The 12623-nt window shown below is 71.7% G+C and carries 12 protein-coding genes; 4 read left to right on the top strand and 8 right to left on the bottom strand.

Annotated features, from left to right (window positions below; genetic code table 11):
* Positions 1-70: 70 nt before the first annotated feature.
* The 4 genes from MKL01_RS25915 to argS all read right to left on the bottom strand — a co-directional run bounded on the left by MKL01_RS25915 (position 71) and on the right by argS (position 4964).
* Entirely contained in the window at positions 71-343 is a 273-nt protein-coding gene (locus tag MKL01_RS25915) for a twin-arginine translocase TatA/TatE family subunit (protein ID WP_243908040.1), read from the bottom strand.
* A 147-nt stretch (positions 344-490) separates the two neighbouring features.
* A complete protein-coding gene (gene nagZ, locus MKL01_RS25910) occupies positions 491-1495 on the bottom strand; it encodes a beta-N-acetylhexosaminidase (RefSeq protein ID WP_243908039.1) in 1005 nt (334 codons plus the stop codon).
* Between the two features lie 292 nt (positions 1496-1787).
* Positions 1788-3164 (bottom strand): SPOR domain-containing protein, encoded by a 1377-nt coding sequence (locus MKL01_RS25905; protein WP_243908038.1) that lies wholly within the window; start codon positions 3162-3164, stop codon positions 1788-1790.
* A 48-nt stretch (positions 3165-3212) separates the two neighbouring features.
* Positions 3213-4964, bottom strand: coding sequence for an arginine--tRNA ligase (gene argS / locus MKL01_RS25900; RefSeq protein WP_243908037.1), 1752 nt, complete (start codon positions 4962-4964; stop codon positions 3213-3215).
* Between the two features lie 270 nt (positions 4965-5234).
* Between argS and MKL01_RS25895 the strand changes: the two genes are divergently transcribed.
* Positions 5235-5675: a hypothetical protein gene (locus MKL01_RS25895; protein ID WP_243908036.1), complete on the top strand. Its 441-nt coding sequence runs from the start codon at positions 5235-5237 to the stop codon at positions 5673-5675.
* Positions 5676-5724: 49 nt separating this feature from the next.
* Here MKL01_RS25895 and MKL01_RS25890 read toward each other — a convergent pair whose 3' ends face one another.
* Positions 5725-6972: a deoxyguanosinetriphosphate triphosphohydrolase gene (locus tag MKL01_RS25890; RefSeq protein ID WP_243908035.1), complete on the bottom strand. Its 1248-nt coding sequence runs from the start codon at positions 6970-6972 to the stop codon at positions 5725-5727.
* Positions 6973-7127: 155 nt separating this feature from the next.
* Here MKL01_RS25890 and MKL01_RS25885 point away from each other — a divergent pair, with 155 nt between their 5' ends.
* The gene (locus MKL01_RS25885; protein ID WP_243908034.1) at positions 7128-7454 is read left to right on the top strand and encodes a HesB/IscA family protein; all 327 of its coding nucleotides are present in this window, start codon (positions 7128-7130) and stop codon (positions 7452-7454) included.
* A gap of 138 nt (positions 7455-7592) precedes the next feature.
* Positions 7593-9539, top strand: a complete 1947-nt coding sequence (locus MKL01_RS25880; protein WP_243908033.1) for a hypothetical protein — start codon at positions 7593-7595, stop codon at positions 9537-9539.
* A gap of 13 nt (positions 9540-9552) precedes the next feature.
* Here MKL01_RS25880 and MKL01_RS25875 read toward each other — a convergent pair whose 3' ends face one another.
* Genes MKL01_RS25875 through MKL01_RS25865 form a run of 3 tightly spaced genes read right to left on the bottom strand, consistent with a single transcriptional unit; the run spans position 9553 to position 12052 of the window.
* Positions 9553-10287, bottom strand: coding sequence for an ABC transporter ATP-binding protein (locus MKL01_RS25875; protein WP_243908032.1), 735 nt, complete (start codon positions 10285-10287; stop codon positions 9553-9555).
* The gene (locus tag MKL01_RS25870) at positions 10268-10999 is read right to left on the bottom strand and encodes an ABC transporter permease (RefSeq protein ID WP_243908031.1); all 732 of its coding nucleotides are present in this window, start codon (positions 10997-10999) and stop codon (positions 10268-10270) included. The genes MKL01_RS25875 and MKL01_RS25870 overlap by 20 nt, the downstream gene beginning before the upstream one ends.
* Positions 11000-11053: 54 nt before the next feature.
* Positions 11054-12052 carry an ABC transporter substrate-binding protein gene (locus MKL01_RS25865; RefSeq protein ID WP_243908030.1) on the bottom strand — a complete coding sequence of 333 codons (999 nt, stop codon included), beginning with the start codon at positions 12050-12052 and terminating at the stop codon, positions 11054-11056.
* Positions 12053-12236: 184 nt separating this feature from the next.
* On the opposite strand from MKL01_RS25865, the gene MKL01_RS25860 reads away from it, so the two are divergent.
* Entirely contained in the window at positions 12237-12614 is a 378-nt protein-coding gene (locus tag MKL01_RS25860; RefSeq protein ID WP_243908029.1) for a 4a-hydroxytetrahydrobiopterin dehydratase, read from the top strand.
* Positions 12615-12623: the final 9 nt, after the last annotated feature.

Here is a 12623-nt window from a genome sequence, read left to right as displayed (position 1 = left end):
CGAGCACGCGTTCCCTGACAGTCCTTAAGTCGGGCCGCCCGGGCCCGGCTCGCCTGTGACCGGCTCGCCCTCAGACCGGCTTCCGCTCGCCGCCGGGCAGGTGGCTGGCCGGGGTGGCCGTGCCGGGGCTCGTCTCGGCTGCGTGCGGGATGGTGCGGACGGGCTCGCTCGGCGGGGCCGGCGTGTGGCTCGCCTGAGGCGTGTCGTCCTCGGCCATGCCCTTCTTGAACGCCTTGATGCCCTTCGCCACGTCGCCCATCAGGTCCGAGACCTTGCCGCGACCGAAGAGCAGCATCACGATGACGGCGACGATAACCCAGTGCCAGATACTCATGCTGCCCATGGCAACCTCCTGCGGGCGCCCCGAAAAAGCGGGAGCGTAACGCCACGTCCGGTTGAGGATTTCGGGGCGAACCTAGGGATCGCGCCGCCCGAACACAAGCAGCCGCAACCGCAGGGGCGGTGGAAGGCCGCGGTGGAAGGCCGCGGATCAGGCGGCGGCGAGCGCGGCGGCGAAACGCGCCCGGGCTTCCGGGAGGTCGAAGTCCTCCGCCGCGGGGTCCAGCCGCGCGAGTGCGGCTGCGGCGCGCTCGGCCGCCCTGCCTTCGAGAGCCGGCGCCGCCTCGGCGACGGCCCGCATCTCGTCCATCGCGCCGTTGCAGTGCAGGCCGATATCGACCCCGGCCGCGAAGGCGCGCTGCGCCCGCTCCCGGAACGAGCCGGTGAGCGCCTGCATCGAAAGGTCGTCGGTCATCAGCAGGTTGTCGAAACCGATCGCCGTGCGGATGACCTCCCGGATGACGGTGGCCGACTGAGTCGCGGGCCGGTCCGGATCGATGGCGGCGAAGACGACATGCGCGCTCATCGCCATCGGCAGATCGGCCAGCGCCCGGAACGGGCCGAAATCCTGCGCCGCCAGGGCTTCGCGGGTCGCATCGACCACCGGCAGCGCGTGATGGCTGTCGCAGGCGGCGCGTCCGTGCCCCGGGATATGCTTCATCACCGGCAGGACGCCGCCGGCCATCAGGCCCTCGGCGATGGCCCGGCCGATCTCCGCCACGGAAGCGGGGTTCGTCCCGTAGGCGCGGTCCCCGATGATGTCGTGGGCACCGGGCGCCGGAACGTCGAGGATGGGTGCGCAATCGACGTTGATGCCGACTTCGGACAGGTCGTGCGCCATCAGCCGCGCGCCCAGCCGGGCGATGGTTGCGGCGCTTCCGTTCAGACGGCCGTAGCGGCCGCCGGCCGGATAGGCCGGCCAGTGCGGCGGTCCCATCCGCTGGACCCGGCCGCCCTCCTGATCGATCAGGATCGGCGCCCTCTCGGAGCCCAGGCAGTCCCGCAGCGAATCCGTGAGGGCGCGCACCTCCTCGGGCAGGCCGATGTTGCGCTTGAACAGGATGAAGCCCCACGGCCGCACGTCGCGGAAGAAGGCCGCCTCCTCGGCGGAGAGCGACTTGCCGGCGCAGCCGAGGATCAGGGCACGGGAGGTCATCGGGACGTCTCGGGGACTCGTCGGTGGCGGCACTGTGCGGGTCTTGGCGAGGGGGAACGGGCCGAATCGGTGACGGCAGAGTCGGGCGGGAAAGCGGAGGCGGCAAGACGAAACCGCGATCCCGGGCGCCCGCGAGGACCGAGGGGCGGCCCGTGTGGCCCGGGGGACTCGCATCCGATGATGCCGTCCCCCGGGGTACGCGGTGTCCCGCCCGCTCCTTAAGGTCGCCCAGGGCGGGGACGGAAACTGACGCTTCGGCCTGACGCCGCCCGGCGGGTCAGCGCATCGGCGTTCAGTTCTTGGCCACGAAGCACTGCCCGCCGGCGCCCTGCAGGGCGCCGCAGAGGCTCGACGCCTCGGTCTTCTCCAGCGGTCCGACGCGGACGCGGAAGATCGTCTTGCCGTTGACCTCCGCCTGCCGGATCAGCTCCGGCTTGCCGGCGAGCTGCGGGTATTTGCTGAGCATCTGCCGGAAGGCGGCCTTCGCGTCGGCGGCGGAGTTGCGGACGCCGAGCTGCACCGAGAAGCCGCTCACCGGCCCGCTCCTGAGGGCTGCGTCGTCGGAGGTCGCGGTGCTGGACGTCGTGTCCGGCGCGGTGGCGGTCGCCGGAGCCGCGGTCGCGACCCGCTGGGCGGCCTTCGGCGGCTTGACCGCGACGGGCTTGGCCGCGGGCTGTTCCGCCTGCGCGGCTGCCGGCGGAGGCGCCACCGGCGCGGGAGCGCTGGTCGCCAGGCTTGCGGCCGCTTGCCGGGACATCTGCGGCTTCGACGGCGCGGGCGGTGCCGGCTCATCGCCGGGCAGCACCATGGTGGGGATCGGCGAAGCGCTGGCATCCGCCTGGGCCTCGCGGGCCGGCGGCACCGGCGGAGCATCGGGCTTCACCGCGACGGTCCGCACGCGCCGCGGCTCGCCGAACGCGTCGAACGCCCCGTTGCCCGGCGTCGTGCCGCCCTGGGCGTTGCCCGCGGGCGCGGGACCCTGGGCCGCACGGGCGGCCTCCGCCACGTCGAGGGGCTGCTCCTCGCGGTTGACGATCTTGATCTGGCCGTCCTTCTTGCCCTTCGGGTCGTAGATCTGCCGGTTCTGATCCGGGATCTCGACGCCGTCGGCGACCTTCGGGGCCACTTTCAGGGGCGTCGTATCGGCCTGCACCACGGGCACGCCGCCGCGCTCGGAGGTGCTCAGTCCCTTGTAGGTGAGCGCGCCGGTGACGGCGACGGCCACGACGGCGATGCCGGCCCCCACCGAGATCAGCCGACGCCGGGGCTGGACGCGCCGGAGGGCGCGACCGTCCTCGAAACCCGCCTCCGCGTCGGCGGGTGCGGCTCCGAGGTCCGCCCCGTAGGGCGCGTCCTCCCGATGCGTGTCGCGCTCCACCGAGGCGAGGTATTGGTCGAAGGCGTCCGCAGGGTTCGCCTTGGCGGTCTCGGGCGCGAAGCTGGGCTCGATCCGCTCGGACCAGCCGGCCTGATTCTGCGAACTCGAGACCGCGCGCATCTCGTCGCGGGCGGCCAGCAGGGCGCGGAACGGGTCGTCCTGGCCGACGATGCGGGCCAGTTCCGCCAGCGGGTCGGCCTTCGATCCGGTCTGGGGCGCCCGCATGCCATCCTGACGCAGATCGCGCGCGAGGGCGTCCAGATCGACCTGAGCGCGCGAAGCGTTCGTCATGGCAAGATCCTCACATCAACGCCGGTCACCAGCCCGATGCAACCGGGCTTATCGCATCTCGTCCGGCGCGGTCACACCGAGCACCGCAAGGCCGGCGGCGAGCGTGCTCCGAAGAGCCTCGACGAGCGCCAGCCGGGCCCACGTCGACTTTCGATCGTTTACATTAACAAACCGTAATTGCGGCAAGTCTTTGCCCTTGTTCCAGAAACTATGAAGCGCGGACGCCAGTTCGTAGAGGTGGAACGCGATCCTGTGCGGCTCATGCGCCGTCGCGGCGGACTCGAGCACGCGCGGATACTGGGCGATCAGACGCATCATCTCGATCTCGCCCGGGTCCGTCAGCAGCGCGAGATCGGCCTCCGCCAGCAGCGCCGGACCGGACATGTCGGCGTCCGGAAAGGCCTCCCGCGCCTGCCGCTGGACCGAGCGGACCCGGGCATGGGCGTACTGCACGTAGAAGACAGGGTTGTCCTTGGACTGCTCCACCACCTTGGCGAGGTCGAAATCCAGGGTCGCGTCGTTCTTCCGGTAGAGCATCATGAAGCGGATCGCGTCGCGCCCGACCTCGTCGATGACGTCGCGCAGCGTCACGAACTCGCCGGCCCGCTTCGACATCTTCACCGGCTCGCCGGCGCGCAGCAGCCGCACGAGCTGGCAGAGCTTGACGTCGAGGGTGGCCCTGCCGTCGCTGACCGCCTTCACGGCCGCCTGCATGCGCTTCACGTATCCACCGTGGTCGGCCCCGAGCACGTCGATCAGCTCGGTGGCGCCCGCGAGGTACTTCGCCCGGTGATAGGCGATGTCCGAGGCGAAGTAGGTGTAGGAACCGTCGGACTTCAGCAGCGGCCGGTCGCTGTCGTCGCCGAACTCCCGGGTGCGGAACAGCGTCTGCTCCCGGTCCTCCCAATCCTCCGGCAACTGGCCCTTCGGCGGCGGCAGGCGGCCCTCGTAGACCAGGCCCCGCTGGCGCAGCTCTTGGAGCAGCGCCTTCACGGCGCCGCTCTCCTGGAGCGTGCGCTCGGAGAAGAACACGTCGTGCCGGATCCCGATCGCCACCAGATCGGCCCGGATCATGTCCATCATCATGGCGAGCGCGGTCTCGCGCACCGTGGGCAGCCACTCCGCCTCCGGTCGGTCGAGAAGCGTCCGGCCGTGGAGGTCCGCCAGCTTCGCGCCGACGGGCTTGAGATAGTCGCCGGGATAGAGGCCCTCCGCGATGGCGAACGGCTCGCCCAGCGCCTCGCGGTAGCGCTGGAAGGCGGAGCGGGCGAGCACGTCGACCTGTGCGCCCGCATCGTTGATGTAATATTCCCGCGTCACCTGCCGCCCGGCCGCGACCAGGAGGTTGCACAGCGCGTCGCCGAACACCGCGCCGCGGCCGTGCCCGACATGCATCGGGCCGGTGGGATTGGCCGAGACGTACTCGACGTTGATCGGGCCGCCGGGCATCCGCGCGCGTCCGAATGCCTCCGGCGCCGAGAGGGCGCTGCGCAGGACCGTGTGGAAGATCTCCGGCACCAGCCGGAGGTTGATGAAGCCGGGCCCGGCGACGCTCGCCTCCGCGATCCGCGGATCTGCCCGGAGGTCCGCCGCCAGGGCCTCGCCGAGCGCCTTCGGGTTCGTCCGCGCCTCCTTGGCGAGGACGAGGGCCGCGTTCGTGGCGAGGTCGCCGTGCGACGAATCCCGAGGCGGCTCGACGACCACGCGACCGAGGTCGAGGCCCTCCGGCAACTGGCCGGCGCGCGTCAGCGTTTCCACGGCCTCGCGCACGCGCGCCTCGAACAGGGCGAAGATGTTCATCGGTCTCGGTCTCACTCGCGCGGGGGGCCCGCCGCCCGGCCCGTCCGGCCTGCGCCAGCCCCGTCTAGCAAGGGGCCGGGGGGGTGTCACGGCACGCGTCGAGCCCGGCGCCCATGCGAGTCCGTGCCGCCCCCGATGCAGCCAGCGGTCCGGCCGCTGCCGCGTTATCCAGCGCGACGAATACCGACCCAACGCATCGTGTCTTGTCTCGGACTCGACACGGCGGTGTCGTCCCCGGCGATCGTGGCATTATCGATCGCGGAGACATCGATGAAGATCCTGACGATTGCGGGCACGGCGCTCTGCGCCCTGATCCTGGCGGCTCCGGCCGCGGAAGCCGGCGGCTTCCGCGGCGGCGGTTTTCATGGCGGCGGCTTCCATGGGGGCGGTTTCCAGGGCGGATATCGCGCCGGCGGCTTCGGTTATCGCGGCGGCTATTACGGACGCGGCTACGGCTATCGCTCCGGTTACGGGCGCGGTCTCGGCTACGGCCTGGCCGGCGCGGGGATCGGATTGGGCCTCGGCCTCGCGGCCGGCGGCCTGTACGGCGGCTACGGCTACGGCGGCTACGGGTACGGATACCCGGCCTCCTACGGCGGGTACCAGTATGGCTACCCGGCTTCCTACGGCGGGTACGGGTACGGCTATCCGACGTCCTATGGCGGGTACGAGTACGGCTACCCGGCCGGATACGGCGGCTGCGGCTGCTGATCGCCGCGCCGCCGCGCCGGTCGGCCCCGATCGGCGCGGCATCCGTCCGTCACGGCTCCGCCAGCGGCAGCCCGCGGCTCGGCAGGTCCCAGTGGAGGTCCGGCGTCGCGTCGTAGAGCTTGCGATGGGCCAGGACCGCGTAGGTGTCGGTCATGCCGGCGATGTAGTCCGCAGCCCTGCGGGCGATGCGGGCCTGCGGAGCGCCGCCGAGCCCGGCGCTCCACTCCTCGGGCATCCGTGACGGGTCGGCCGTGAAGGCCGCGAACAGGTCGTTGACGATCGCCTCGGCCTTCTTGCGCACGGCCACGACCCCCGGATGGCGATACATCCGCGCCCACAGGAAGCGCATGATGTCGGCATCGGCGGCGGCGATCGCCGGCGAGAAGGCGATCACGGGATTGTCCGCGCGCCGGACATCCTCGACGCTGCGGGGAGCCAGCGCCCCGATCCGGCGGCCGCCCTCGCCGATCACGTCCTCGACGAAGCGGGTGATCACACGGCGGGCCAGCTCGTGGATCTTGCGCGATTCCTCAAGGCCCGGATGCAGCCGGTCGATCTCGTCCAGCAGTTCGGCGAGGAACGGCACCGCGCGCAGCTCGGGAATGTCGAACAGGCCGGCGCGCAGGCCGTCGTCGAGATCGTGGGCCGCGTAGGCGATGTCGTCGGCGAGGGCGGCCGCCTGCGCTTCGGGACCGGCCTGGCTCCGCAGGTCGAGCGGGTTCAGGGCATCGTATTCCAGGATCGCCGCCGGGATGCCGCGCGCGGCGTAGCGCGGCGTCGGCTGCCCGTCCGCGGTGAGCAGCGGCCCGTTGTGCTTGACGAGCCCCTCCAGCGTATCCCAGGCGAGGTTGAGACCGTCGAAACCCGCGTAGCGCCGCTCCAGCCGCGTGACGATCCGAAGGGCCTGCGCGTTGTGGTCGAACCCGCCATGGGCCGCCATGCAGGCGTCCAGCGCGTCCTCGCCGGTATGGCCGAAGCAGGTGTGGCCGAGGTCGTGGCTGAGGGCGAGCGCCTCCGCGAGGTCCTCGTCGAGACCGAGGGCCCGGGCGAGCGCCCGGCCGATCTGGCTCACCTCCAGGGTGTGGGTCAGCCGGGTGCGGTAATGGTCGCCCTCGTGATGCACGAAGACCTGTGTCTTGTGCTTCAGCCTCCGGAACGCCGTAGAGTGGATGATCCGGTCGCGGTCGCGCTGGAAATCGCTCCGCGTCGGCGATGCGGCTTCGGCGATCAGGCGTCCGCGCGTCCGGGCCGGATCCGTGGCGTAGGGCGCGCGCCAGCGCTCGCCGCTAGCCCGCACGGCAACCGCCCCCTGTCTCGCGCACCCCGATCATGACACCTCCCTCGACCCGAAGCGTTGCGGCGCGGGCCCAGGCCCCATATCTTGTCGGTCGTGACGCCCAGGACAACGGTCCGGCGGCGCGCTCCACCGAACGAATGCGTGGCCAGGGACAGATGGCTGAAATCACCCTCACCGATCGCGCGGCCAAGCGCATCAACGAGATCATGGGTTCCGAGCCGGCCGGCTCGTCCCTGCGGATCAGCGTCAACGGCGGCGGCTGTTCGGGTTTCTCGTACGCCTTCGACATCGTCCGGAGCCGGGAGGCCCAGGACATCGCGATCGAACGCGACGGCGCCACCGTGGTGGTCGATCCGGTCTCGGTGGAATACATGGACGGCTCGACCATCGATTTCGTGAACGACCTGATCGGCCAGTCCTTCAAGATCGAGAACCCGCTCGCGACAGCCTCCTGCGGCTGCGGCACCTCGTTCTCGCTGTAGGCCATCGCGCGCCGGGCGTTGCAGCCAAACGACACCCGGGCCGGCGCGACGCCGCGGGCGGGTCCCCGCGATTGCCTCGCTCGGGAAAACGCGGCACCCCTAGGGGATTCGCCGAAAAGCTCAGGTCCGGACCCTGCCATGATCCATCCGAAGGCCCGATCCCGCCTCCGGTCGGCGATGGCTGCGGCCGGCGTGGCGGCGCTGCTCGGCTTGGCCGCGTCCCCGGCGCCGCTCGTCGCGCAGGAAGGGGCCGCCGCCGTTCAGGACGTGACGGTGACCGACGTCGTCCTCCCCCTCGGGGGCACCCTGCTGAGGGCCCCCAAGCTGACGGCGAGCGGGACGCGCCTGTCCAAGGGCGATCTGGAGACCATCCTCCGGCCTGACTCCGCAATTCCCTGGAACGAGCGGCTGGCGCGGCTCGATGCCGGAAGCCTGACGGTTCCGGTCCTCACCTCGGAGAATGCCGGGCCGGGCGAGAACCGCCAGACGGTCACCTATCGCGATGTCGTCGCCCGGGACGTCCGGGCCGGCCGCGTCGGCGAGCTGACGGCGGCGGGGGCGACCGTCAGCGTCGTCTCCGGGCCGAACCGCGGCTCGGGCACCTACGGAGCGGTGCGGGCGACGGATCTCGACCTGGCCGCGCTCAGCCGCCTCTACACCGTTCCGGGAGACGGCAAGGGGCCGGTCCAGCGAGTCTACGGCACCGTCCAGGTCTCGGACGTCACCTACGCGGACGCGCGCGGCACCACGGTGAAGATCGCGCGCCTCAACGGCCGCGATCTCGGCGGCCGGCAGGTGCCGGACGGCTGGAACGGCGCCTTCGCCATCGTGGCGACGGGTCTGCAGGGCGGGGCCGACCGCCGGGTCTTCGCGGCGGCGGCGGCCGACCTGATCGAGGCGAGCGCGCTGGGAAGCCTCGACATGCAGGGCCTCAGCGTGAGCGACACCGATCCCAAGGGCCCGCTGCTCTTCGAGATCGGGCGGGCCGCCTACGCATCGGCGGGTCCGGAAGCCGGCACGATCCTGGACAATCTGACGCTGTCGCGGGGTGGTCTGCATACGCATATCGGCCGGCTCGCCCTGGCCGGGACGTCGCTCGCCCCCACGGTGGCGGCCCTCCAGGGGATCGCCGCGGAGCCCGCGGCGGATGCCGGCCTGTCCGATGTCGAGCTGCGCCGCCTTGCGCCGAAGCTCGGCAACCTCACCCTGAGCGACCTGTCGATCGACCTCCCGCCGGAGGACGGCCCCGAGAAGGCGGCGCTCCCGGAGAGTCGGGCCCCGACCCGCGGCCTCGCTCCCATCGGAGGACGGCCGGGCGCCGGCAAGGTGGTGGACGGCAAGGCGGCGGACGCCAGGGGGCCGGACGTCAAGGCCGCCGATCCGCTCGCCGTCACGGTCTCACCGCGACCGACACGCCGGATCACCCTGCGCGAGGCGGCTCTGGCCTTCGGTCCGCCGAGCGACGGCGTTCCGAGCACGACCCGCCTCAGCCTCTCGGGTCTCGCCCTCCCGGCGGATCTGATCGCCGGAGCCCCGATCGTCGGCGTGCTTCCGGCCTACGGCTACCGCGATCTCGACCTCGACGTTCTCGCCGACGCGACCCTGGACGAGCGGGCGCGCGACCTCGCGCTGCGCGAGATCACCGTGACCGGCCGCGACATGGGTACGATCAGGCTGGCGGGCACGCTGGGCGGCATCGGGCCCGAGCTGTTCTCCGGAACGCTGCCGGCGGCGACCATGCTGATGTTCTCGGGCAGCGCCAAGACCCTCGACCTGACGGTGGAGAATGCCGGGCTGTTCGAGCGCTTCCTCGCCGCGCAGTCGAAGGATCTCAGCCTCAAGCCGGACGAGCTGCGCAAGGAGTATGTCACCGCGAGCCTCCTCGGGGTCCCGATCATCCTCGGCAACAGCGCCGCCGCGAAGGGCATCGGGGCGGCCATGGGTCAGTTCGTGATGAAGCCCGGCAAGCTGGTGGTGCGCGCGCGGGCCAAGGAACCGGCCGGCATCGGCTTCATCGATCTCGGTGCGGCACGCTCGCCCGCCGCCGTGCTCGACCGGATGGATGTCGAGGCCAAAGCCAACTGAGCGCCGGGCGCCCTCAGAGCGCGATGATGTCCGGGTGCTGCGCGGCGAGCGCCGCCCGGGTGGCGTCGGCCCAGGTCCGATCCCGCGCCGGCCGCGGGCGATCGAGCGGGACGGCGGCGACCAGGCTGGCGGGGCGCCGGGACACCAGCAGCAGCCGGTCGGCGATCCCGATCGCCTCTCCGACGTTGTGGGTCACCATCAGGACGCTCATGCCGGTGCGATCGACGGTGTCGACCACAAGCCCGCGCAACCCGGCCGCGGCGGCATCGTCGAGGGAGACGAAGGGCTCGTCGAGCACCAGCACCCGCGGCCCGTCGGCGAGCGCCCGCGCCAGCGCCACCCGCCGCTGCATGCCGAGCGAGAGCGCCTTCGGATAGCTGCCCCGCCACGCCGTCAGCCCGAGCTGCGCGAACAGCCCGTCGAGATCACGGCCACGCCGGGCCCGCGGCAACCCGAGGCGGACGTTGTGCTCGACGCTGCGCCAGGGCAGGAGCCGCGGTTCCTGGAACACGATGCTCGCCTGATCCGCCCCGGAGACCTGCCCTTCGAACTCTGCATCGAGCCCAAGGAGGATCCGCAGCGTCGTGGTCTTGCCCGCGCCGGAAGGCCCGATGAGGCAGACGATCTCGCCGGCGCCGACGCCGAAGGCGAGGTTGCGGACCGCCTCGACGGGCTCGGCGCGGCGCGGCCGGTACCATTTCGAGTCGATCCGGACGCGGAGGACGGGTTCAGCGCCAGCGGCGGACATGGGCTTCGAGCCGCTGCAGCAGGAGAACGTCGATTCCGATCATGACCGCCATGAAGACGAGGCTGTAGCCGATGATCGCGGCCACGTCGGTGCTCTGGACGAAGTAGTAGTTGATGGCGAAGCCGACGCCGTCGGGCCGGCCGAGAAGCTCGACCACCAGCACGATCTTCCAGGCGAGCGACAGGCCCGAGCGGGCCGCCGTCACCATGTAGGGCTGGAGCTGGGGGATCAGGACGTCGCGGATCCAGGTGCGCCGGTCGAGTCGGTAGGCCCGCGCCATCTCGTCGAGCTGGGGGTCGAGGTTCCGGGCGCCCTCGCGGACGATCACCGCGACGTTCGGGAGCTTGTTGAGCACCACCGCCAGGATCGCGGCGGCCTCCGTCAGGCCGACCCAGACATAGGCCAGGACCGTGATCACCAGGGCCGGCGTGTTGAGGAGGACGAGCAGCGGGGTATCGAGCGTCAGGTCCGCGGCCTTCGAGCGGCCGAGGGCGACGCCCAGGATCACGCCCAGCACCATGGCGATCGCGAACGCGATCGCGACCCGCAGCAGCGTCGCGCCGACGTTGTGGGCGAGGTCGCCGCGTTCGGCCTCCTGGGCGATGAAGCGCAGCACCGCCATGGGCGCGGGCAGCAGCCGCGACCCGGCCTCCAGCGCGGCGGCCTGCCAGGCGGCGACGAGAACCAGGAGGGACGCGAGGCGGGTCAGCACGCCCGCGCGACCCCGGCATACATGGTCACCGCGGGAGCGCGCCGCGCGGGCGGCTCACCCATTGCGGAGGGCGTCGTAATAGAGGTCGGGCGGCAGGCCGCTGCCCTTTCCGACGAGCCGCGTGCCGCCGAGCCGCGCCATCACGGCGAAGAGCTTCTCGGCGTCGGCGCGCTCCTCCGCCACCAGCCGGCGCGGGATGCCCGACAGGAAGTCCCGCTTCAGCGCCTCGAACGTGGTGTCGTCCTCCGCCGCCATCAGGGGGCGCACGATCTGCCAGGTGCTCGGATCCTGCGCCAGCATGTCCTTGGCCGCCCGCGACGCCCGGGCGAAGCCCGCCACCGCGGCGGGCTTCTCCTTCACGATGGCGTCCTGGAACAGGTAGCCGATCAGCGCCACGTCGCCGGCGACGCCGAGCGCGTGCATGATGTCCTCGGCACTCACGAGGCGGCGGTACTTCTTGGCCTCCAGCCGTGCGCAGTAGGTCCAGTAGGTCAGCGCCGCGTCCAGCGCGCCCTGCTCCAGCTTGAGCGTGATCAGCGGCGGGGCGCCGTACGCAATCTCGGCGGCGTGCTCCAGGTCGATGCCGGCGGCGTCCTTGGCCTGAGCCTTGAGGAGGAGCCAGTTCTTGTCGAGCGGGCCGCCGGCCACGCCGAGACGCTTGCCGTCGAGGTCCTTGAGGGTCTTCACCGGGCTGTCGGCCGGCACCATCACGGCGCCCTCCGAGGTCGAGTACGGCATGAACCGCACCGCCTGGCCGTCATTGCCGAGGCGGGCCGCCCAGAGCAGGTCGCCGATGATCGTGTCGACCTGGCCGCCGATGAAGCCGATCCGCGCGGCGTCGTTCCCCGCGAGCTTGACGGCGTCGAGCTGGAAACCGTTGGCCGCGTCGAGGCCCCGGGCCTTGATCACCGCGGCCTCCCAGGTCGAGGTGCCGAAGGGCAGGCTTCCGAGGCGGATCGTCGGTCCGTCGGCGCGCGCTCCCCGCAGGCCGAGGCCGCCGAGCACGCTTCCGCCGAGCACGCTTCCGGCGAGCATCGCGCGCCGTGACAGCATCACGCCTTCTCCCATGTGTCGCGCAGTCTTCGATGGCGGCAGACCGGCGCGCGCACGAACCCGGATGCCCTTGGAAAATGGTCATAGGGCCCGCATCGGCCTGCGTCCATCGCGTGGAACCGCTTGCGCGCAATCGGCCGCGGCGGCACCCTCGGCGGCGAGGACTTCACCGGAGGAATGGGACATGACCGAACGACGCGAGGCCGCCCTGGACAATGCGACCGTGGAGGCGCGGCTCAAAGCCGAGCTGCCCGCATGGCGACTGGAGGATGGCTGGATCCGCCGCACCTACAAGACCGCAGGCTGGAAAAGCACGCTGATGGTGATCAACACGGTCGGCCACCTCGCCGAGGCCGCCTGGCACCACCCCGACCTGACCGCGTCCTACGCCTGGGTCGAGGTGCGACTGATGAACCACGCCGCCAAGGGCGTCACCGACAAGGATTTCGCCCTCGCCCGGAAGATCGAGGAGGTCGTGTCCTGGCAGCCGGGCCAGGAGGGCCACGGGCTGGACGGCACGCCCACCGATCCCCGCTTCGCCTACATCAAGTACGACAAGTAGGCCCGGCCG

The sequence above is a fragment of the Methylobacterium sp. J-070 genome (assembly GCF_022829385.1).
Classification (GTDB): Bacteria; Pseudomonadota; Alphaproteobacteria; order Rhizobiales; family Beijerinckiaceae; genus Methylobacterium.
Note: the sequence above shows the minus strand (reverse complement) of the source record. Positions and strands in the feature narration are given on the sequence as shown.